Here is an 18,364-nt window from a genome sequence, read left to right as displayed (position 1 = left end):
ATATCTCCGTTTTACGATGGGGGGCCATTATTGGTCTTCCTGGTAGAAATCTTGGTTTTTATGTTTTTGCTGTTCTATCCATGCGTCGATGTCCTTTCGGGAGAATCGCCACTGCCCTCGGACCTTGAAAGCAGGTAGTCCTCCAGTCTGGGCCATGGAATAGACTGTCTTTTCGCCGACCTTGAGTAAGGCTGCGATGTCCTTCAGTTTCAGAATCTCATCATTGCTCATGTCACCTCTCCTGCTGGGCTTTTGCCAGCCAAAGGGCCGTGCCAGAGCAGGGGTAGGCGGGGAGACACCCATCTCTGGTTAAAAATTTTGTGTTAATACCAATTCTGACCATAAATTACCAGGGGATTTTCGTGTTGCAAAACACTAAACAATGAGGTTAATTGGTCGCCATGAAAACTTTTGGTGAAACCATCCGCGACCTACGAGTCGCTCAAGACCTCGGGTTGCGCGAAACGGCAACCAAGGTAGGGATTTCCCCTGCATACCTCAGCCGAATAGAGCGTGGCAAGGAGCGACCGCCAAGGCCTGAAGTGATCAAGGCGCTTGCCAAGCTCTTGGCAGCTGATCCTGACGTGCTTTTTCGTTTGTCTTCATCCACGGACCCGGAAGTCGTCGACTACCTTCATGACCAACCAGAGGTCATGTACTTGCTTCGTTACATCAAGGAGGCCAACTTTACCGAAACAGAAATTAAAAGCCTTATCCAGACAGCCGAAGACATGAAGGTCAACACTCACTAGCCCCGCCACTCCCGGTCAATTCGCTCCCCATTTGTAACCTGAGCCATCCTGTAAATCCACACTGCAATTGAAGCGTTCCGGCTTCCAGCCGGTCGATGGGCGGCAGGTCGCGCTGTGGGTCGGTGAAGGTCACCAGTTCCCCATGGATCAGATCCCAGTCGCCGGTCGGGCGGTCGAAGCGTGGCGTTCCGACCTCCTGTTGCCTGCAGGCGTCCGCCAGTGGATCGGCGGTGCCCCGGGCCAGGAGCAGACCTTCCGTCACTTCGAGTGCCGGGAAACCGGCGTGGAGATGGTAGAGCCTGCCCCAGACCACGGCCGGTTCGATGCTGCGGGCCTGGGCGCACAAACGTTGATCAGCCGGGGACACGCAACATCGCGAAGGTCCGAAACCCGCTTAGCCTGGCTCCATTCGATGAACATCGAATGGACTCATTGGGGCGGTCGCCGACATGGACGTTTCGAAAGGCTCATGGCCTCGAAACGCTGCCGCAGAGTGGCCTTCCAAGGCACATGACCAACCCCCAGGGCTGTCGCGAAGAATTCACTGTTTTGAATTGCCGCACGTGGTCGAAACCCACCTTGCATATTCCGATAAGGCCGCCAAGGCACCGCAGGATATCCTTATCAGCGATCTGATATCTCAGGACTCCCGCTTAACGCAAATTGAATCTATGTCGCTGATGCGCATGAGTTCGTCCATCGCTACAAGCCCGTCATTGCTGAGGATCGGTCCCTCGGTGATATCAAAGGATAACACACTACATAAATCATTTTATCATAAGGTGCTTTATCATCGTACTAGCCTCACTTCCTTTCAACTGGTTAAACGGCTTGTGAAACATTTTTATAGCAACATCCTCAGGAGATACACTTTGGTTCTTTGCCATCTTCGCAATTAATCCAAGCTGTTTATCTGATGCCGGCTTGGATCCGCCACCATCATGTGCAGCAGGCAAACTCTTGAAAATTGCAGACGGCACATCGGTAAAATCGACATCTATAATTTGTCCCCATGCCAGATCATTTTGTGGAGTATGGCTATCTTCTTCCATCACAGAACGGATGTTAAAAGCATCAGATAATACCCTCGCCTTTGCCCGAGTCGATGCCATGCGGATGAAGTTGTCAACACAACCTTGCGGTACATTATTAGGATTAGCATCACCAATGTCAGCAAACACCTTGCCATCATCAGTTTCTAGCCTTGCATCGCAAATGCACGTCTGACCATTCCCCTTTGCAGGGAACTGTGTAATTTTTACTTCTAAACTCTTTATCCCCACTTGATGAGCAAAGTCAAGCTTTGCTTCATAGCTTGCGATGTCTTTGCCTTTGATCTTGCTGATCCCAGAATCTTTAATCTTCGGTAGCTTCTTATATGTATCCATGTCATGTCTCCTTTTAAAAATCGTTGTGAATTTGATCACCATCTTTATAAAAATTAATTTAAAGAGCAAGATGATAAAGACTCACCTTGCTCTTCTCAATATGTCTATAGAATGAGTTACTTATCAATCAATACAGCTGAGACATGCCAAAATTTCTCCATGGGTCACCATAGTCACGTTTATCTTTCGCTTTAGCGAGATATGAAAGCTGCGTAACAACAGAATTATATGCCATATGAACATCTTCTTTGCTTCTATCTATCATGATGCCATTGCTAAATTGTTTATAAAAATTATTTCCAGCACAATGGTGTACTTGACCAGAGACATTAGTACCCAGCGTGCTAGCCCAGAGACTTTCAGCATTTACGAATACGTGGTAAAATTTTTCAATTTTATGCCCATTAAGCAGTATAGCAAAATGGTAATGAGGGTGGTCACTACTATTTTGCTCTCTTACCCAAATATAGTAAGGATTTAATCCTTGTCTTTTATACTTTTGAATAATCTTCTGCGTGAAGCTACTAATAATATCATTTGTAACAACCGGTGCATAGTTTACAGGAAATGTCAAATCAAACCTAACAACCAATGCCTTGCTATGTTTGTTAATGTAAAAATCTAAAAGTTGAATAATTCTTTGAAATATCAATTCATCGTATGTCCACGTTGCCATCAACTGACTGCCTATAGTGCCTGTGCCACATGCATACATACCAGTCTTCCTTTGGCGTGCTTCGTGTTGTATCGTTAATTATATATTCTAATTTAAAGCATACCTAATGAGTGTTGACATTATATTATTTTGAGTATTAATTTATATATGACTTTTATACATTGTATTTTGATTTACGGATTGTCTTTGATGATTGATGATTAATATGTACTACATAACATCCTGCAAACTTTTAAATAAGAGTATGCACAATTCATCCGGCTAGGCTTTTTGTAAATTGCTTTCTTAGCTCATATTATAGTGAGTGAATTAGTTTTAAAAGACATGACAAATCATACGCAACTGGAGTAGCCCCCAATTAGACCGGACACCCTGTCCAACCGAAGAGGTAGGGCTAGAGGTATGTCCAGACATAGTGCTAACGAGTTCGCCACGGTCGAGTTGGTGAACGAGGTCCAGCGTCGTCGCTGGCCATTGGCGGAGAAGCTTCGGATCGTCGAGGAGTCGTCCCGGCCTGGGATGAGCGTCTCGTACGTGGCCCGCAAGCACGGCATCGCCCCCAACCAGCTCTTCCACTGGAGGAAGCTCATGAGCGAAGGCGGCAAGGTGGCGGTGCAGGCGGACGACCAAGTGGTCAGCGCATCGGAGGCTCGTGCTCTTAAGAAGCGGGTCCGTGAACTGGAACGGCTTCTGGGCAAGAAGACGATGGAGGTGGAAATCCTCAAGGAAGGCATCAAGATCGCGCGCGAAAAAAACTGATATCGCGCACGCCGTTGCCCTTCGAGGAGGATTTCCTGTGAAGCGGGTGGCGGAGGCGTTCGACGTGGCCCGCTCGCAACTGTCGGAGCGACTGGCGACCGTCCAGATCACGCGCCCTTCCCGCTATTCCAAGGCCCAGGACGAAGTCCTGCTGCCTTTGCTCCGCGAGATCGTCGACCAGCGACTGACCTACGGCTATCGCCGGGTGTGCGCGCTGCTCAATCGTCGGCTGGTGGCGATGGGCCAGCCTCGGGTAAACCACAAACGCGTCTACCGGATCATGCGGCTTCACGGCCTGCTCTTGGCCAGGCACACGGGCGCCAGGCCAGAGCGGCCGCATGAAGGCAAGGTCATCACCCTGCGGCGCAACCTGCGTTGGTGCGCGGACGCTTTCGAGATCGGCTGTTGGAACGGCGAGAAAGTGCGCGTGGTCTTCGCCCTGGACTGCTGCGACCGCGAGGTCATGGGCTTTGCGGCCTCGACGTGCGGCATCTCGGGCTCGATGGTGCGCGACCTGATGCTCGAATGCGTGGAGAAACGATTCGGCATGAGCCAAGCGTCGCATCGTGTCGAATGGCTCACGGACAATGGCTCCTGCTTCGCGGCCAAGGAAACCGTGGAATTCGCATCCTGGCTGGGGATGGTCAGCCGGTTCACCCCGGTCAGAAGCCCGGAGAGCAACGGCATGGCCGAGAGCTTCGTCAAAACCTTCAAACGCGATTACGTGTACGTCCATGACCGCCCAGATGCCCGGACCGTCCTGAGCCAACTCGCGGCCTGGTTCGAGGACTACAATGAGGTGCACCCCCACAAGGGCCTGCGGATGCTCTCACCAAGAGAGTTCATCCGCGTGTCAGCAACTGCAGGGTGTCCGGTTTAGCGGGGGCAACTCCAGCAACGCGTTTGAGTTTGAAGGATGGGTTCTTAGAAACGAGGGTTTTAGGGGGACGATGGGACAAACTCGACAAAACCTGGAACAACAGCCAATAGGCCTCCCAAAACTGTCTCTTGATTTAATATCCCGAAATCTGTACCCATGAAATGAGTTTCAGGAGAAAGCAAAGGAACGCTCAATTTAGGACATAAGAATTCATCCCGGAACCCTCCCCACCACACACCCCTCCCTCAAAAAACAGCCATTATCCTGCTTTTCAGGGAGGGGGGGGTAAACAAATGAGCCCACCTCACCGAATTTTAGGCGCAACAATAGACGCCAACCAGGGAGTGCACAATTTCACTGCGCCATTTCAATGGCACAATAACCCCCCTCCTCCCTGGAGGCTCCCAAAAATGAATAGTCGAATAAAAAGGCCTTCACCCTCCCTACATCAGGTTGTGGAACTCCCGACCCAATTGACGCCTAACAGCAGATTGGATTAACGATAGTCATCCCCTTGTTGTCGCCTGCGCTTCCTTGCCTCTGACGGATACCTCCTTTTCGAAATCTACATAACGATACACTGGACCTCCTTGTTTTGGGTGAAAGAAACTCGACCACCCATAGCACCATGCCAACGATCGTGGGAAATCGTGCTGTGACATCCAGTGATGCCTGCGCAAGAATTCTTACACGTAAGCGGAGAGGTCTACGCTGGGCATAGATCTTCGAGGCTATAAACTGATTTGTGCAGCAACCAGCGTTGGAGCCTCCCAAAGCGCGCCGCTACCAGTGTGGGGAGGCAGGCAAAGTGAGAAATGGCCTGGTGCCTGAATCGGACAGGACGAATACGGGCCGGATGTAGGACTGGTGCGGGCTAGGGAGGTCGCGGGGCAACCTTGACGGGACGAAAAAGCGAAATGAGAAAAATGGGCCGAAGAGGCCCTTTTTTTGCGCCCAAAGTGAGAAAATCATTGAGCGGGTTGCCCTGATCGGCGGGCAAAATGATTGTCAAATCAGGGAACGATATTGCCACACAAAATTCATGTGGCGAGTTTCAATAGCACATCGCAATATACAAAGAACGTATCACGGGGGCAAAAAAAAAGGCGCGCCCTTTGACAGCTTGCGGCGCGCCGTGATTTTTCGGCACTGCCAATCCACAAAAACGACCTTACCCCGCCGCACCCACCTCCTGTTTCTGTCCTGGTGGCTCCATGCGCCGCTTCAATTCCTGATTTTCCTTTTCGAGGTCTTCCATTCGTCTCGACATCGCATCGCTCATCTCCTCGAGATGTGCGACGCGCCTCTCCATTTCCGCCAAGATGCGATCATTTCTGACGGCCTGATGGAAGGCGTTGATATTGCTGGCTAAAGCTGTCCGGTAGATCGTGTCCGATTCCAAGACTTCGGCAGTTTTTGTCAACATATCCGACATCTTAAAGTCTTCAGCCGGACAGCTTTGAGCTGTCTCTTGCCGTGACTCTGACAGTTTTGGGCCGTCTGCGCTTCGCTGCTTTGGCCCACTCCCAAAAACAAGCCAATCAAGTGACAAAGAATACTTTCCGGCTATGTTGACAAACCAACCAGGGGGAATCTTTTTGTTTGTCTTGGCATGATAGACGGCTTGGCGGCTTACGCCAAGCGCGGTAGCTAACTGCTCAATTGAGTCAGCGTTTATAGCTTCAAGGAGGCGCGCAAGGGCCATATCGAACTCATTGCAGGTTAGGGAGGCCGAACCTGCAAATGAACTTGCAAAAGAATCCGTCTGGCTGTCTGTAATCATTTCAGGGTGTTGTGGCTGTTTTGACAAATTAAACTTGCAAATAAAAATTTTATTTGACTAGAATGCAAACAAAACTTACAAATTGGCCATTCGGTCACAAAACTGACCGTTTCACCTTATTTCTAGACGGGAAATCCGGGGCTGGCAATGGCAAAAAGTGTGCGCAAACTGGACAACGGCATGGTCCAACTCTCGTTGCCCTTGTCCAGCCTGCCCACGGCGGGGCTCCCGGCCGGGAGCCTGCGCCGCCAGGAGGCTGTCCGTGAGGCGTTTCGCGCCTCCCTCGCCGCGTCCGGCCTGACCCCCGAGTATGTGGCCTCCGAGCTTTCCCGCCTGACCGGCAATTCCATCAGCCTCCACCACATCAATAACTGGACTGCCGAATCCAAGGTCGGCGAGCGGCACATCCCGCTCGACTATCTCCCGGCATTGACGGCCATCCTGCGGGACAGCCGACTTATTCAGGCGGTCATGCCGACAGGTTGGACGGCGCTTACGCCCGAGGATGCGGCGGTGTTCGAGCTTGGGAAGCTGGCGGTTGAGGAACGGCGGCGAGGCCGCGTGAAACGCGAACTGTGGGAGCGGATCAATGGTTCAGGGTCGTAGGGTCAAAGCATGGATGGTCCGGCAGGGGCTGCGCGTGATGGACGTGGCGCAGGGGGCCGGAGTGGACCACTCCTACGTGAGCCATTTTCTGGCGGGCCGGAAGCGGGGACGCGTGGTCCGCGAGTATCTGATCCGGATTGGGTGTCCAGCGACTTTTCTGGGCGAGGATGTTCGGAAGGTCGCATAAGCACCATCAAACTGGGAAAGGGCAATGCAGGAAACGTACACGGCAAAAGAACTTGCGACTGTCCTCGAATGCACGAGGCAAGCCGTGGATCATCGCGCAAAACAAGGCGAATGGGGCAGTAGGCCTCGCCAAGGGCGCGGTGGGGGACGTGAGTTCATTGCTGCCTCCCTCCCCGCAGACGTCCGCGCGGCCATCATCGCCCATGAGGCCCAGAACCTCCCGGCATCTCTCAACCCGTCCGAACCGGCCCTGAGCGAGGCGCAACGCGAGAAGGCCCTGGCCAAGGCGGACCTTGTGCGGCTGTACGTCGAGGCCCTGACCAGGGCCCCGCACGGAAACAAGACCGCCGCCCGCGATGGATTCATGACCGCCTACCACGCCGGGGGTTGGCCACGGCTGCTGGCCCTGCTCGGCCGCACCTCCTGGAAGAGCATCGAACGTTGGAAACTGACCAGCTCGGCAACCGGTTCCGCCCTGCGGCTGGCGGATACGCGCGGCGGACAACGCACGGTCCCAAAACTCACAGAGCGGCACGGCCAGCTTCTGCTCAATCTGGCCCGGCATCCGAACAAGCCGTGCATCTCCGAGGTGTGCCGGATGGCCCGCGAGGCGTTTCGGGCCGCCGGGCTCCCTGATTGCCACGATGTGACCATGCGCCGGTTCCTGGAACGCTGGTCCCGACAGAACTACGGGGAATGGATCTTTGCCCGCGAGGGCAAGAAGGCCTGGAACGACAAGTGCTGCCCGTACATCGAGCGCGACTATTCCAAGATCGCGGTGGGCGACATCCTGGTGGCCGACGGCCACGCCCTGAATTTCGAGATACTTGACCCCGAGACCGGCCAGGGGCGTCGAATGGAACTGGTCCTCTGGTACGACATGGCCAGCTCCTATCCCTGCGGCTGGGAAATCCTGCCCACGGAAAACGTGCGGTCCATCGCCGCCGCCTTTCGCCGGGCCTGCATGCGGCTCGGGAGTTTCCCCAAGGTCGCCTATCTGGACAACGGAAAGGCCTTCCGGGCGCGTTTTTTTACGGGCATCGACCTTTCCCAGACCGGCCTTTCGGGTGTTTTCACCGAACTTGGCGTGGAACCGCTCTTCGCATGGCCCTACCACGGCCAGTCCAAGACCATCGAACGCTTTTTCTCCACCTTCGGCGAACTGGAACGATGGGTTCCGTCCTATGTCGGCGCCGGGATCGACAGCAAACCGCCGCGACTCATGCGGGGCGAGAAGCTGCACCGCAAGGTGTATGACGCCTCGGGCGGACGCCCCCTGACTCTCGAAGAGGCCCATACGGCCATCGCCATCTGGTTCGACGCCTACGCCGAACGGCCCCAGCGCGGACATCTGAAGGGCCAAGCGCCTCGCGACGTTTTCGAGGCCGGACGCGGATCGGGATTGACGGACGCGGACATGCAAAAGCTGCGCATGTGCATGCTGTCCAAGAGCGTCCGCAGCATCGACCGCAACGGCGTCAGCCTGCACGGGAAGCACTACTACCATCCGCTTTTGCATCATCTGCGGCACAAGGTGCTGGTCAGATACGACGACCAGGGCCGGGATTCCATCCTGATTTACGACGAGGCCGGAAAGCAGTTCATCTGCGAGGCGACGCCGCGCAAAAGCGTGCATCCGGCGGCCCGAATTCTTGGGAATGCCGAGGATCAGACCCTCCTGGCCGAGGAAATCGGCCTGAAGAAAACCCTGGAGCATCAGGTTACGGCCAATGCCCGCCAGTTCCTGTCCACGGTGGTCCTGCCGGAGACGCAATCGCGGATGCGGCTGATCGAGGCCAAAAAGGCCGTCCCTGCGGCCTTGCCTGCCCCGAAAGCCCCGGACGTTGTGCGCATCGAAGAAGGCAAGTCGTCGTCGCGGGCCAAGCTGGCCGAGGCCCCGGCATATGTGCCTCCGGCGCAAATTCCCGCCATCACCACGGAGCTTGATCGCTACGAATACCTTTTCAACCTGGCTGTCCGGGACGGCGTGGCCTTGCGCGAGGCCGACGCCGACTGGATGGCCCGCTACGAGCAGACCGAGGAGTACGCGGCCTGCGCACGCGGCAGATACGAGCAGTTGCGGCAGGTGTACGCGCGCCGCCGCGCCATAGCCAACGGGGGGGTGTCATGAAGTCGGTATTTATCGAGACCAAAAACGTGGCCGCATTTCGCCGCGCGGTGCTGTCCGTCGAGGACACCGGGCGCGGCCAGCCCGGATTCGTGCTGGCCTGGGGCCAGGCCGGAAGGGGCAAGACCTTCGCGGCCCGGAACAGCCATGCCGAGCACGGCGGGGTCTTTCTTTCGGCCTGGGAGGCCATGAGCCATGCGGCGTTTCTGTCCCGGCTGCACTTCGAGGCCACCGGAGCCAAGGGGCCCCATGCCGCCCATGCCTGCAAGGTGCGGATCATCGAAGTTCTGGAGAAGCGGCGGATGCAAGGCGTGGCCACCACCATTTACATGGACGAGGCGGACAGGCTGCCGTTCGGCCTGATCGAACACCTGCGGGACATCCACGAGGCCACGGGCGCGGCGGTCATCCTGATCGGCGAGGAGGAACTCCTCGGCCTTCTGTCGCAACGCCGCCGCATCTGGTCACGGGTCACGCAAGAGGTTTCGTTCGTCGCGGCGGACGATGGGGACATCGCCAGCTTCGCCATGGAGGCGGCGGGGCTGGATCTGACGCCCCAGGCCACGGCCATGATCCGCTCCACGTCCGACGGCGACATGCGTCTGGTGCGCAACATGGTGCAGCTCCTGGAACAGGCGGCCAGGGCGCGGGAGACGGGTCTGGTCGACGACACCATGGTCGCGGCGATCCAGAAGACGAAATCCTGGAGGCGGTCATGAGAAACACCCCGGAGGCGGATCGTGTGCGTCTTGTCATTCAAGGGTTGTCGGTCGGCGGCAAGCAATCCGTGCCCTACCCGCTCATTTACGAGGCCTTGGCCTGCGCTGACGAACCCGCCAAGGCACGGGTGCGTCGGCTAATAAACGAAATGGTCAAGCGGCGAGAACTGATCCGGGTCGAAGAGGGCGTCATCCGGTTTAATCCCGACACTGATGAGAAACGTCAGGGAGAATTCTATCACCGCATTTGGCGGGCAATCCGATCGGCGAAACCCGGATTTTCCTACCACGACTTGGCCAGCGTCGCATGCGTGTCCTACGACCATGTACGCAAGTACAGCCAATGGCTGGCCGATGTGGGCTATCTGGAGCGCCACGGCATGCGCTCCCAGGCGTACCTCTTCCGGGCCACGGAGGCCGCAAAGAACCGCGTGGACACACCCTGGCCGCCTCGGAAAATCCGTGATCCGTTCGAGGCTGAAAAGCGGTCCTCGCTTGAGATCGTACGGCTTTTTTTGACCCATGACCTCTACCAGCCAGCCATCAAGAAAAAGATCGTCGCCAATTGCCGGGTCATCCTGGCCCGCTTTGAGAAGGAGGACGACGCCGATGAATCCGAAGCAGTTGATTGAGGAGGCCCTGGCCGAACTCGGGCAGGTGCCGGGCATGGGCGGGGACGTGACCGCGATCCGCGAGGCCGCGTCCCGGGCCCGGAACAGCCTGCGTCGGGCGCATGCCATCCTGGCCCCGGCCCGACACGGAAAATTGCTGGATATGCGCCAACGCAAGGAGGTGCAGGGATGAACGGCGACAGCAACGAGACGGTTAAAGCCCGGCTCCTGGCGGAATTGACGCGTCACATCGGACGCCCCCGGGCCATCGGCATGGCCGAGTTGTACGAGAAGGCGGTCGGGCGGCCCTGCGGCAACCGGATCAATGGCACGCGGAGGCTGCGCAAGCTGATCACGGAACTGCGTGAAGAGGGCGTGGCCATCTGCTCCACGGCGGAGACGGACGGCGGCGGGTACTACCTGGCCTCGCCGGGCGGCAGCGAATTCGAGCGCTACTGCGCGGGACTTCGGGCCGCCGGGCTGCGCAAGCTGGCCCTGGAGGCCAAGATTCGCCGCCGGACGCTGCCGGGCATCCTCAGCGAAATTCAACTGGAACTGCGGCCGTGACCAGGATGGCCGGGGATTGGCCGCCGTCACCCCGGCAATGCAACGTGGTGTGTACGCTGTGGAACGGCAGGCGATGCACCTGGCCGGACGTGCGCTGGCTGTCAGGCAAGAATTGCGCCTGCTACTGGGACGGCATCCGAGATGAATTTGCAAGGGCCTATCAGACGTTGCGCAGGGAGAAATGATGGAAAAGCAGGCGATACTGGACCAGGGCGAAGAGCTGCTTGGCAGGCTGGCCAGGGCCGAGACGGAACGGGACGCCGTGGCGGCGGAATACGCCAGGGCGCTTGAGAGCCTGAAGGCGGTGTATGCCGGGAAACTTCAGCCGCTTGTCGAGAAGGTCAAGGCCCTGGGCAAGGACATCCCCCGGTTTGCCAAGAAACACCACACCACGATTTTCAAGGAGTCCGATCTGGTGACGCTGCCCTCGGGGGAGCTGCGCTATGAGGAGTCGCGGGTCGTGGTCCACGGCCGGTCGGTCACGGTCGAGGTGCTGCGGGAGCTTGGCTACCTGGACGGCATCCATGTTGAAGAGTCTGTGGATTGGGACGTCCTGGACGGATGGTCGGATGAAAAGCTCCTGGCGGCCGGGACCACTCGCAAGGACGTCAAGGCATACACCTGGGAACTGAAACGGGAGGAACAGTCGTGACCAAACTGGAGTTGATCATGCGAGTCAAGGCGCGCCTGGCGGGGGACCAAAAGACCAAACACGTTCACGAAGCGTCGGTCATCGGTTTTGTGCTGGACGCCCTGGGCGAGGAAGGTCGGTCGGTGCTGTCGGCGGGCGACGAGATGCCCCTGCCCGGCCTGGGCATCGTCAAGGTCAAGTCGCGCGCGGCCAGGAAGGGGCGCAATCCCAAAACCGGCGAATCCGTGGCGATTCCGGCCAAGCGGACGGTGAAGCTTGAGCCGGGCAAGGCCCTGCGGGAAGCGTTGAACTAAAGGGGATTTGACGTGGAAGACATCGATTTCGCGGCCGTGGCCATGCTGATCGAAAACCATTGGGACGAATTCGTCGAGCACAGCGGCGATGAGGAGTCCGCCCAGAAATCCCTGGACGCGGTGAAACGTGTCGGAGGGTTGGCCTAACGCGAAACCGCCCTGCGGGGCGGTCGTCGGACGGTGGCGCGTCCGGCCTGATGAGCAGCCGAGGGGGATGAAATATGGCCGAGTATGTGCCGGTGCCAATTGAGGCAGCAAAGCGGATAGCCGAGGACTATGACAAGGAACAGGTCATTATCATCGCGTATGACGACAAGCATCAACTCAAGCACTGCACAACGTATGGAAAAACCTTGCGTGATGCTGCTCTTGCCGCCGCTGTCGGTGCCCACTTGAAAGCATGGCTCGGGTTTCCGGAGGAGTACTGCAAGGTGCTTCCGGCGCGAGTACTCAAAGCCATTGAAGCATTCGAAGCAAATGAAGAGAAATAATGCGAAACCGCCCTGCGGGGCGGTCGTCGGGACGTGGCGGTCCCGGCCTGATGAGCAGCCGAGGAGAGACACATGGCCGTCGCATATTGCTTCACCAACGGAGTGGTTCGCATCAACGAGACGTGCCCGGACGGTGCGCTCCCAATAGCTAGTGGCGATGCGTGTCAACTCCAGCGTGCCGTCCGTGATCTTGCGGTGCATGCATGGGATGGCGTGATTATGCTCGTTCCAAACCTTGCCTTGGCACAGGATGATAGTGCGAAAGTGGCCGCTGTGCTGGATTTCTCACGGCGCGTCGAACAAAGCCTGCGCCGGGAGCAGTAGGAGGAGGTGTCGAATGGGCGGGTTCTCATGCACATGCGAGGAACGAAAGAAACCATTGAATGAACGTGCGTGGTTTGTTTTTAAGAGAAGATACCATTGCTCTGCATTCTCTGGATACCATGCAACGCGAAGCGATTACAGCAGTGTGAGTTGTAGGAGATGTGGTCGTGTCTGGAGAACAAAAGCAAAGTACGTCTTCGATTTACCAGACGGAAGGCTTTAGCGAAACCGCCCTGCGGGGCGGTCGTCGGACGGTGGCGCGTCCGGCCTGATGAGCAGCCAGAGGAATCACCATGCGCATCTACATCGCCGCATCCTGGAAACATCAGCACGCCGTCGAGATGCTGGCCGAAAGGCTTACAGACGATGGCCACGACGTCGTGTCCTTTATCGCCGAGGCCCGGCGAACTGAGGGGAACAATGTCGTCGCGGCGCTCGACAGAGAAGACTGGATCATGTCGCCCGATGGCGAGCGGCGCTTTCGCTATGATCTGGACGGGGCCTGCCGCTCCGACGTGGTCATCTACCTGGGACCGTCGGGCACCGACGCCTGGGCCGAGGTCGGCGCGGCGTATGCCTGCGGCGTGCCGATCCTGGGGCTGTGGGCCAAGGGCGAAAGCGCCGGGCTCATGCGCCGCATGGTGTCACGTTGGTTCACGGACTATCGCACGTTGCTGGCCAGCCTCGCTGATCGCGAGCATGCGGAGTTGTAGCCATGGAATGGCGCACCATCCCGGGATTCCCGGATCATGAAGTAAGCGACTCCGGTATCCTCCGCCGAGTAGGCGGGTACATCATGACCAAACACGGCAGAAAGTACCGGTTGTACAATAATGGCCACCACGTCCAGGAAGCATACTACCCATACGAGTTGGTCGAAATGGCCTTCGGCGCCCGCGAGAACGAGGCGGCTGCTGCGCCCGTGGAGGCCCAGCCTCCGGCAGCGACAGGGGGCGAGACCGAGCCCCAGCCGTGGAGCCCAGAGCTAAGAAGCGGCCCGGTCTCGATCCCCGTCCCTGCCGCGCCGGATGACGACAGGGACGTCGAGCTTGAGCGCGAAAACCGGGAACTGCGGGCGTTGGTGGCGGAACTTGAAGCGGAACTGTCGGTCTACAGGGTGGCGATCTGAAATGCCTGCCTACGTCACGTCCAAGCGACACAAGGGCCGCATCGTGCTGATGGTCAAGTATTCGCGCGGTGGCGGCGTCGGCCGCAGGATATGCGCCGACGGCAGCCTGAGCGACCAGGAAGTGTGCCTGGTTCCGGGTGACATCATTGCGGTGAGGCCACTTTTGCCGGGGTGCGGGCAGCACGAGGAGGAAGACCGTGGATAAGCCGACGCCCAAGGAAGGCTGGGGACAAATCCTGAACTCCCGCAAGGCGCATTATTTCCGGGGCGGACTGTCGCTGTGCGGGAAGTGGATGGCTGCCCCCCACGGCCTCGATGACAACGACGGTCATCCTGACAACTGCGCCGCGTGCCGACGGCTGCGGACCAAGGAGAAAAGCCATGTCTGAGCAGGCGCTACGTAAGGAAGCTCCGGTCGCACGGGCGAATTTTGTGAGCTGCGCGGCCATCTACAACATGCAGACGTGCATCCTCTTCGGCACGCTGCTCCCGGCCGCCGGACTCTCCTATGAGCAGGACAAGGAAGCGGTCCTGGATCTTTTCGAGCGGATCACGCGCCGCCGCGCCTCCTGGTCAAAGCTCTCCCTGGGCGAACGCAACCTTTCGCTCGACGCCCTGGCCGCCAAGCTGCCCGAGCATGTGGCCGTGGAGGTGCCTCTTTTGCCCAAGCGGCTGCACGCCTGGCGCAAGGGCGATCCGGCAAACGGCTACGAGCGCCTGGACATCCCGGCCGGGCCGTTGGCCCGGCAAAAGCGCTACGTCGTCACCTTGTGGTGCCTGCTCGGCTACGAGCCCAAACGTCTCGACGCCCGGGTGTCCAAACAATTCGGCGTGGAAAAATTCGTGTGGCTGTCCGACCCGGCCGCCCTGGCCACCCTGGCCAAGGACTTGTGGTCCCGCTGCAAGCGGGCAGGCATCGACCCGGAGCCAGCGTGACCCGTGCCGCCACTTCCCGAAGACGAACGGCGCGCCCTGCGGGCGGCCATCCTGGAGCGGCACAAAACCGTCTACGCCTTCTGCAAGGCCTGCCGGGTCACCAAAAGCGTTGTCGTGCAGCTATTGCGCGGCACCTATCCCGGCGACACGGCCCGGCAGACGGCGCGCGTCAAAGCGGCCCTGGAGGCTGGCCCGGCCGGGGCGGGTGGCCCGGCCGTGACGCGGGCGCAACTTGTCGAGGCTCTGGGGCGCGAGGCCTGCGCCAAATGCCGGGCCGTGGACCGACGGCGTTGCCGGTTCTGCCGGGTGCTGTGGGAACGGCAGGCCGATGCCGTGCTCGGGCTTTGGGGTTGCCCGAACCATGAGTGAAAAACGCCGGAAATCACATGCCGTTTTGCTCAAGATTCAGGGCAAGTCCTCGCGGGTCGAGCTGTTTCCGGCCGAGGAATGGACCGGGACCGAGGCGGGGTTGTGGCGGGTGCGCATCGACGGCCGGTGGCATGTCCCGGCCGGGGGCGGGCACCATGAGTTTTTGAACCCGGAGGGGGTGGCCGCCTTGTTGGCCGGGCTGCTTTTCGGGGATGCGCCTGCGCAGGCCGGACCCGGAAAGGCCTGGGAAGCGGCCGGACGCGGGATCAGGCGGGTACGCGCGCCGCTTCGCTACGAGGGCGACGTGGTCACGGCCACGCAGATCGCCGCCGTCCTGGCGCCGCCGATCCAGGCCATAGACGGCCGGTTCTGGCTGCCGGTCATGGGCTACGACGGGCGTGGCTACGCGCTTTTGGAGGATTGCGAGGTGTTGTGACCGGCCACGCGGCCGAGGGGGGTGCTATGAGTGCGATTGAGGATGTGACACGGCTGTTGGCCACGGGATACGTGCCGTACCACGGCGTGGTGGATGGGTCGGTGTACGAGCGCCTGAAGTGCCTGCGGCCCAAGCGGGCCAAATGGTTCACGCGCGAGGCGAAAAAAATTTGCCTGGGTTGCTCCCGGGGCTGCGTGGTGGCCGACGCGATGGGGTTTGAATTGACATTGCCCGTTTCCGGCCGGGCCAAGCGGTTGTGCTTCGCGGAACTGCCTGCGGTGAGCGCCCGGGAGCTTCTGGACAAGAAGTTGTTTTTGACCGTGCCGGAAGCCGAATTCGTCCTGAACGTGAGCACCCGTAGCGTCTATAACCTGCTGGAAGAGGGGCGGTTGACGCGGCATCCCGACCCGCCCACGCGGATCACGTCGGCCAGCGTGCGGCAGGAGGCTGAAAGGCGGGAGGGCGACAACGCAACAGGGACTTACTGAAACATTGAGGATTCGTAATAGTCGGTTCGGTATACTATAAATTCACCATCACTACGAACGCCAACTTCAACTCTGATATCGAAGTCGATTGGCTTGTTCCCGAGTAATGTAAAAAGGTCACGCCCCGAAATTGTAACCCGATGAATGGTAGATGTTTCACCTGGTTTTAGCTTGTCAACAGAAATATAGTGGTCACACAAAATGGTATTATGTTGAACTGACGTCATTTTGCAGATTACGACAACTCTATCAAGAGGGACAGCTCCTGTATTTTTCACAGAGAAAGAGTACTCTGGGGATTTTGGCTTGTATTCGTTGAACCTGTTAAGCCAAATCCCTTTCGCCACCGGGACGATGGCAATGTCTAGTGGTTTTTTGGGGATAACGACAGGTGGCACAGCATCAATATGACGTTTTGGTTGTGCTTTTTCAGGTTGTGCGACAGGAATCGGAACGGGAATCACTGGAGTGGATGGAGCGACAGGCGGCTTCTGCACGACGTAAAAAGAGGTATTTTTAATGATCGCCAATGCAATGATCAGAAGCACAAGCCCTGCTGCCGCCAGTAGAATCTTCCGGTTGGCGGTTTTTGGTTGCGTGAAGCCGCTGCCGCAGACGGGACAGGCGAATTTCCCTTGAGCCAACTGTCTTTTCAGGTCGTCAAGCCGAAAGGAGACGCCGCAGTTCGGACATCGTATTTCGTCGCCTTGGGAGGAGGGTGTATCGTGTGGTTCACTCATGGCTGCATGCTCGGTCAGGTTTGTAAATAATGCCAACTCTGTGCACAGGTTAAGAGACGGAAAGATATTCGTCAACACATTGGGACTGGAAAGCTTGACTTTCGCCGCCCAGCATCATAACCGGAAAGTCCCAACCCTATGAGGCGTCCTGCCGCCTCTGCTCCGGTTCCCATCCGGCGCGAAAGAGCGGGCTTTTTGTTTTGGTCGCCTTAGCGGCCCCATTTTTGGGGCGGCACGAATCGGCGGCATGACGTCCGGGTGTCCGCGAGGCCCCGGCAGCTCATAGGGCTGGGGAGCGTCATGTCGCCTTTTTTATTTCTAAATCCCAACCCTATGGAGGCGCATCATGTCCCAACCCCAAACCCCTTCCGTCCCGGTGACCGTGGAATTCCTGCCCGGAGAGCGCCCAGCCGTCCGATCCGTGGAACTGGCCCAGCATTTCGGGCTGAAACACAAGAACGTGCTGCGGGACATCGACGATTTGACCCGTAAGCTACCGGAATCATTTTGTCGGCTCAACTTTGAGCCCACAGAGGCCGAGGTCGTTGTTCCCGCGTCCGGCGGGATGAGGAAGGACCGCGCCTACCTCCTCACCCGCGACGCCTTCACGCTCCTGGTCATGGGCTGGTCCAGCCAGCGGGCCATGGAATGGAAGCTCAAGTACATCAACGCCTTCAACGCCTTGGAGCGCGCGGCGCTGGAAAACGCCCGCACCGAGGCCCTGGCCGAGGGGGCGCGGGCGGCCTTGGCCGTGACCCCGGAACGGGCGGCCATGTTGCGAAAGGTGGTCCGCTACAAGGGCCTGGGGCTTTCCAGCGTGGAGATCGGCAAGCTGGTGGAGCGGTCGGACAGCGCCGTGCGCCGGGACATCGGCGCGGCCCGCAGGATGGGTCTGGTTCAGGAGCCGCCCCGCCGGGGCGCAGCGCGCCAGTCCGAGAGAGGGCGTTAGCCATGCGCGTGACATTAAGCGTCCTGGCCACCCCGGACGATGCGCCCGGCGAGATCGTGGAGCGGGTCGGCTCCCTGGCCGCGTTTCTGCGCGAGGCCACCATGGGGCTTTCCATGGACCAGGGGCTGGTGTTCTCGCCCCGGGGCGTGCAGGGGCTGTCGCTCTTGGCCTCGCTTATCGAGGAGGCCACGGCCCAGGCCGCCCACAACCTGAAGCGGCAGCGCCTTCGCGGCCTGCCCAAGCCGGAAGGGCCAAAAATCGGCCGACGTTCCGTGAGTTAAACCGCCCGCCAGACCGGCCCGCCTCCGCAAAAGGCGGGCCGGTTTTGCCTGAAACTCCGCGCACGCCCACGCACCCCCCGCTCACTGCCTCGCCCCCGCCCGTACTACTTGTGCGGCCATGCCGTGCGCCCCCACTGGCTAGCGTCCCTGCCTCGGGCGGCCGTGAAACATGCCCCACGGCCGCCCCGGTGGGGACATCCCGGGGCAACCGCAACCGTGCG

The 18,364-nt window shown here is 58.6% G+C and carries 30 protein-coding genes and 3 other RNA genes; 27 read left to right on the top strand and 6 right to left on the bottom strand.

Going from position 1 to position 18,364, the window contains the following annotated elements:
- Nucleotides 1-27: 27 nt before the first annotated feature.
- Nucleotides 28-231, bottom strand: a complete 204-nt coding sequence (mads1, locus tag GD606_RS19355) for a methylation-associated defense system helix-turn-helix domain-containing protein MAD1 (RefSeq protein ID WP_163300876.1) — start codon at nt 229-231, stop codon at nt 28-30.
- A 170-nt stretch (nt 232-401) separates the two neighbouring features.
- On the opposite strand from mads1, the gene GD606_RS19350 reads away from it, so the two are divergent.
- A complete protein-coding gene (locus tag GD606_RS19350) occupies nt 402-752 on the top strand; it encodes a helix-turn-helix domain-containing protein (protein WP_163300927.1) in 351 nt (116 codons plus the stop codon).
- Here the strand turns inward: GD606_RS19350 and GD606_RS19345 are convergent.
- From GD606_RS19345 to GD606_RS19335, 3 genes are all read right to left on the bottom strand, one after another.
- Complete coding sequence (locus GD606_RS19345; protein ID WP_218108821.1) at nt 739-1,119, bottom strand: gamma-glutamylcyclotransferase; 381 nt, start codon at nt 1,117-1,119, stop codon at nt 739-741. The two genes, GD606_RS19350 and GD606_RS19345, sit on opposite strands and share 14 nt — an antisense overlap.
- 400 nt (nt 1,120-1,519) lie before the next feature.
- Nucleotides 1,520-2,140, bottom strand: a complete 621-nt coding sequence (locus GD606_RS19340) for a hypothetical protein (RefSeq protein WP_163300875.1) — start codon at nt 2,138-2,140, stop codon at nt 1,520-1,522.
- A gap of 127 nt (nt 2,141-2,267) precedes the next feature.
- A complete protein-coding gene (locus GD606_RS19335; RefSeq protein WP_163300874.1) occupies nt 2,268-2,855 on the bottom strand; it encodes a YagK/YfjJ domain-containing protein in 588 nt (195 codons plus the stop codon).
- Between the two features lie 363 nt (nt 2,856-3,218).
- Between GD606_RS19335 and GD606_RS19330 the strand changes: the two genes are divergently transcribed.
- Nucleotides 3,219-4,455 (top strand): IS3 family transposase gene (locus tag GD606_RS19330; protein WP_163300873.1). Its coding sequence is split into 2 segments (ribosomal slippage): nt 3,219-3,565 and nt 3,564-4,455, totalling 1,239 coding nucleotides; the frame shifts between segments, so codons are not numbered across the junction.
- Between the two features lie 1,171 nt (nt 4,456-5,626).
- Here the strand turns inward: GD606_RS19330 and GD606_RS19325 are convergent.
- A complete protein-coding gene (locus GD606_RS19325; RefSeq protein ID WP_163300872.1) occupies nt 5,627-6,160 on the bottom strand; it encodes a helix-turn-helix domain-containing protein in 534 nt (177 codons plus the stop codon).
- 237 nt (nt 6,161-6,397) lie between these two features.
- Between GD606_RS19325 and GD606_RS19320 the strand changes: the two genes are divergently transcribed.
- The 23 genes from GD606_RS19320 (at nt 6,398) to GD606_RS19220 (ending at nt 16,173) form a co-directional block, all read left to right on the top strand.
- A complete protein-coding gene (locus tag GD606_RS19320) occupies nt 6,398-6,844 on the top strand; it encodes a hypothetical protein (protein WP_163300871.1) in 447 nt (148 codons plus the stop codon).
- A complete protein-coding gene (locus GD606_RS21000; RefSeq protein WP_497006412.1) occupies nt 6,828-7,031 on the top strand; it encodes a helix-turn-helix domain-containing protein in 204 nt (67 codons plus the stop codon). The genes GD606_RS19320 and GD606_RS21000 overlap by 17 nt, the downstream gene beginning before the upstream one ends.
- 24 nt (nt 7,032-7,055) lie before the next feature.
- Nucleotides 7,056-9,161 carry a Mu transposase C-terminal domain-containing protein gene (locus tag GD606_RS19315; RefSeq protein WP_163300870.1) on the top strand — a complete coding sequence of 702 codons (2,106 nt, stop codon included), beginning with the start codon at nt 7,056-7,058 and terminating at the stop codon, nt 9,159-9,161.
- Entirely contained in the window at nt 9,158-9,877 is a 720-nt protein-coding gene (locus tag GD606_RS19310; RefSeq protein WP_163300869.1) for an AAA family ATPase, read from the top strand. Before GD606_RS19315 ends, GD606_RS19310 begins: the two co-directional genes overlap by 4 nt.
- Nucleotides 9,874-10,509, top strand: coding sequence for a hypothetical protein (locus GD606_RS19305; RefSeq protein ID WP_163300868.1), 636 nt, complete (start codon nt 9,874-9,876; stop codon nt 10,507-10,509). Before GD606_RS19310 ends, GD606_RS19305 begins: the two co-directional genes overlap by 4 nt.
- On the top strand, nt 10,487-10,681 hold the full coding sequence (locus GD606_RS19300) for a hypothetical protein (RefSeq protein WP_163300867.1): 195 nt from the start codon (nt 10,487-10,489) through the stop codon (nt 10,679-10,681). The genes GD606_RS19305 and GD606_RS19300 overlap by 23 nt, the downstream gene beginning before the upstream one ends.
- Nucleotides 10,678-11,055, top strand: coding sequence for a hypothetical protein (locus GD606_RS19295; protein ID WP_163300866.1), 378 nt, complete (start codon nt 10,678-10,680; stop codon nt 11,053-11,055). The genes GD606_RS19300 and GD606_RS19295 overlap by 4 nt, the downstream gene beginning before the upstream one ends.
- Nucleotides 11,056-11,236: 181 nt before the next feature.
- On the top strand, nt 11,237-11,707 hold the full coding sequence (locus GD606_RS19290) for a host-nuclease inhibitor Gam family protein (RefSeq protein ID WP_163300865.1): 471 nt from the start codon (nt 11,237-11,239) through the stop codon (nt 11,705-11,707).
- Nucleotides 11,704-12,000: an HU family DNA-binding protein gene (locus GD606_RS19285; protein WP_281362024.1), complete on the top strand. Its 297-nt coding sequence runs from the start codon at nt 11,704-11,706 to the stop codon at nt 11,998-12,000. The genes GD606_RS19290 and GD606_RS19285 overlap by 4 nt, the downstream gene beginning before the upstream one ends.
- A 12-nt stretch (nt 12,001-12,012) precedes the next feature.
- Nucleotides 12,013-12,147: a hypothetical protein gene (locus tag GD606_RS20835; protein ID WP_281362023.1), complete on the top strand. Its 135-nt coding sequence runs from the start codon at nt 12,013-12,015 to the stop codon at nt 12,145-12,147.
- Nucleotides 12,147-12,211: hammerhead ribozyme type II (locus GD606_RS19280), an RNA gene on the top strand. Before GD606_RS20835 ends, GD606_RS19280 begins: the two co-directional genes overlap by 1 nt.
- Before the next feature lie 10 nt (nt 12,212-12,221).
- Nucleotides 12,222-12,491, top strand: a complete 270-nt coding sequence (locus tag GD606_RS19275) for a hypothetical protein (RefSeq protein ID WP_163301357.1) — start codon at nt 12,222-12,224, stop codon at nt 12,489-12,491.
- Nucleotides 12,491-12,555, top strand: an RNA gene (locus GD606_RS19270) — hammerhead ribozyme type II. The genes GD606_RS19275 and GD606_RS19270 overlap by 1 nt, the downstream gene beginning before the upstream one ends.
- A gap of 8 nt (nt 12,556-12,563) precedes the next feature.
- A complete protein-coding gene (locus tag GD606_RS19265) occupies nt 12,564-12,815 on the top strand; it encodes a host nuclease inhibitor protein (protein WP_163301358.1) in 252 nt (83 codons plus the stop codon).
- A 220-nt stretch (nt 12,816-13,035) separates the two neighbouring features.
- An RNA gene (locus tag GD606_RS19260) (hammerhead ribozyme type II) lies at nt 13,036-13,100 on the top strand.
- Nucleotides 13,101-13,108: 8 nt separating this feature from the next.
- Complete coding sequence (locus GD606_RS19255; RefSeq protein WP_163301359.1) at nt 13,109-13,528, top strand: hypothetical protein; 420 nt, start codon at nt 13,109-13,111, stop codon at nt 13,526-13,528.
- A gap of 2 nt (nt 13,529-13,530) precedes the next feature.
- On the top strand, nt 13,531-13,944 hold the full coding sequence (locus tag GD606_RS19250) for a hypothetical protein (RefSeq protein WP_163301360.1): 414 nt from the start codon (nt 13,531-13,533) through the stop codon (nt 13,942-13,944).
- Nucleotide 13,945: 1 nt separating this feature from the next.
- Nucleotides 13,946-14,149: a hypothetical protein gene (locus tag GD606_RS19245; protein ID WP_163301361.1), complete on the top strand. Its 204-nt coding sequence runs from the start codon at nt 13,946-13,948 to the stop codon at nt 14,147-14,149.
- Complete coding sequence (locus tag GD606_RS19240) at nt 14,142-14,333, top strand: hypothetical protein (RefSeq protein ID WP_163301362.1); 192 nt, start codon at nt 14,142-14,144, stop codon at nt 14,331-14,333. The genes GD606_RS19245 and GD606_RS19240 overlap by 8 nt, the downstream gene beginning before the upstream one ends.
- On the top strand, nt 14,326-14,880 hold the full coding sequence (locus GD606_RS19235) for a phage protein GemA/Gp16 family protein (protein ID WP_163301363.1): 555 nt from the start codon (nt 14,326-14,328) through the stop codon (nt 14,878-14,880). The genes GD606_RS19240 and GD606_RS19235 overlap by 8 nt, the downstream gene beginning before the upstream one ends.
- 3 nt (nt 14,881-14,883) lie before the next feature.
- A complete protein-coding gene (locus GD606_RS19230) occupies nt 14,884-15,249 on the top strand; it encodes a hypothetical protein (protein ID WP_163301364.1) in 366 nt (121 codons plus the stop codon).
- The gene (locus GD606_RS19225; protein WP_163301365.1) at nt 15,242-15,685 is read left to right on the top strand and encodes a hypothetical protein; all 444 of its coding nucleotides are present in this window, start codon (nt 15,242-15,244) and stop codon (nt 15,683-15,685) included. Before GD606_RS19230 ends, GD606_RS19225 begins: the two co-directional genes overlap by 8 nt.
- Nucleotides 15,686-15,711: 26 nt before the next feature.
- Nucleotides 15,712-16,173, top strand: coding sequence for a hypothetical protein (locus GD606_RS19220; protein ID WP_163301366.1), 462 nt, complete (start codon nt 15,712-15,714; stop codon nt 16,171-16,173).
- Here GD606_RS19220 and GD606_RS19215 read toward each other — a convergent pair.
- Complete coding sequence (locus tag GD606_RS19215; RefSeq protein ID WP_163301367.1) at nt 16,167-16,913, bottom strand: zinc ribbon domain-containing protein; 747 nt, start codon at nt 16,911-16,913, stop codon at nt 16,167-16,169. The genes GD606_RS19220 and GD606_RS19215 overlap by 7 nt on opposite strands.
- A 346-nt stretch (nt 16,914-17,259) precedes the next feature.
- Between GD606_RS19215 and GD606_RS19210 the strand changes: the two genes are divergently transcribed.
- Together GD606_RS19210 and GD606_RS19205 are read left to right on the top strand one after the other, a co-directional pair.
- Nucleotides 17,260-17,862, top strand: coding sequence for a Rha family transcriptional regulator (locus GD606_RS19210; protein WP_163301368.1), 603 nt, complete (start codon nt 17,260-17,262; stop codon nt 17,860-17,862).
- 2 nt (nt 17,863-17,864) lie between these two features.
- On the top strand, nt 17,865-18,143 hold the full coding sequence (locus tag GD606_RS19205; protein WP_163301369.1) for a hypothetical protein: 279 nt from the start codon (nt 17,865-17,867) through the stop codon (nt 18,141-18,143).
- The last annotated feature ends 221 nt before the right edge of the window (nt 18,144-18,364 follow it).

This window comes from Desulfolutivibrio sulfodismutans DSM 3696, from assembly GCF_013376455.1.
Classification (GTDB): Bacteria; Desulfobacterota; Desulfovibrionia; order Desulfovibrionales; family Desulfovibrionaceae; genus Desulfolutivibrio; species Desulfolutivibrio sulfodismutans.
The sequence above is the reverse complement of the archived record's forward strand: the minus strand, read 5'-3'. Positions and strand labels throughout refer to the sequence as shown.

Excerpts from the sequence above, each read along its gene's own strand:
- GD606_RS19290 (WP_163300865.1), top strand. The coding sequence starts at position 11,237 with ATGATGGAAAAGCAGGCGATACTGGACCAGGGCGAAGAGCTGCTTGGC.
- GD606_RS19325 (WP_163300872.1), bottom strand. The coding sequence starts at position 6,160 with ATGGCCCTTGCGCGCCTCCTTGAAGCTATAAACGCTGACTCAATTGAG.
- GD606_RS19310 (WP_163300869.1), top strand. The coding sequence starts at position 9,158 with ATGAAGTCGGTATTTATCGAGACCAAAAACGTGGCCGCATTTCGCCGC.
- GD606_RS19235 (WP_163301363.1), top strand. The coding sequence starts at position 14,326 with ATGTCTGAGCAGGCGCTACGTAAGGAAGCTCCGGTCGCACGGGCGAAT.
- GD606_RS19215 (WP_163301367.1), bottom strand. The coding sequence starts at position 16,913 with ATGAGTGAACCACACGATACACCCTCCTCCCAAGGCGACGAAATACGA.
- GD606_RS19295 (WP_163300866.1), top strand. The coding sequence starts at position 10,678 with ATGAACGGCGACAGCAACGAGACGGTTAAAGCCCGGCTCCTGGCGGAA.
- GD606_RS19205 (WP_163301369.1), top strand. The coding sequence starts at position 17,865 with ATGCGCGTGACATTAAGCGTCCTGGCCACCCCGGACGATGCGCCCGGC.
- GD606_RS19315 (WP_163300870.1), top strand. The coding sequence starts at position 7,056 with ATGCAGGAAACGTACACGGCAAAAGAACTTGCGACTGTCCTCGAATGC.
- GD606_RS19225 (WP_163301365.1), top strand. The coding sequence starts at position 15,242 with ATGAGTGAAAAACGCCGGAAATCACATGCCGTTTTGCTCAAGATTCAG.
- GD606_RS19245 (WP_163301361.1), top strand. The coding sequence starts at position 13,946 with ATGCCTGCCTACGTCACGTCCAAGCGACACAAGGGCCGCATCGTGCTG.
- GD606_RS19220 (WP_163301366.1), top strand. The coding sequence starts at position 15,712 with ATGAGTGCGATTGAGGATGTGACACGGCTGTTGGCCACGGGATACGTG.
- GD606_RS19305 (WP_163300868.1), top strand. The coding sequence starts at position 9,874 with ATGAGAAACACCCCGGAGGCGGATCGTGTGCGTCTTGTCATTCAAGGG.
- GD606_RS19335 (WP_163300874.1), bottom strand. The coding sequence starts at position 2,855 with ATGTATGCATGTGGCACAGGCACTATAGGCAGTCAGTTGATGGCAACG.
- GD606_RS19350 (WP_163300927.1), top strand. The coding sequence starts at position 402 with ATGAAAACTTTTGGTGAAACCATCCGCGACCTACGAGTCGCTCAAGAC.
- mads1 (WP_163300876.1), bottom strand. The coding sequence starts at position 231 with ATGAGCAATGATGAGATTCTGAAACTGAAGGACATCGCAGCCTTACTC.
- GD606_RS19275 (WP_163301357.1), top strand. The coding sequence starts at position 12,222 with ATGGCCGAGTATGTGCCGGTGCCAATTGAGGCAGCAAAGCGGATAGCC.
- GD606_RS19210 (WP_163301368.1), top strand. The coding sequence starts at position 17,260 with ATGTCCCAACCCCAAACCCCTTCCGTCCCGGTGACCGTGGAATTCCTG.
- GD606_RS21000 (WP_497006412.1), top strand. The coding sequence starts at position 6,828 with ATGGTTCAGGGTCGTAGGGTCAAAGCATGGATGGTCCGGCAGGGGCTG.
- GD606_RS19255 (WP_163301359.1), top strand. The coding sequence starts at position 13,109 with ATGCGCATCTACATCGCCGCATCCTGGAAACATCAGCACGCCGTCGAG.
- GD606_RS19340 (WP_163300875.1), bottom strand. The coding sequence starts at position 2,140 with ATGGATACATATAAGAAGCTACCGAAGATTAAAGATTCTGGGATCAGC.
- GD606_RS19250 (WP_163301360.1), top strand. The coding sequence starts at position 13,531 with ATGGAATGGCGCACCATCCCGGGATTCCCGGATCATGAAGTAAGCGAC.
- GD606_RS19300 (WP_163300867.1), top strand. The coding sequence starts at position 10,487 with ATGAATCCGAAGCAGTTGATTGAGGAGGCCCTGGCCGAACTCGGGCAG.
- GD606_RS19265 (WP_163301358.1), top strand. The coding sequence starts at position 12,564 with ATGGCCGTCGCATATTGCTTCACCAACGGAGTGGTTCGCATCAACGAG.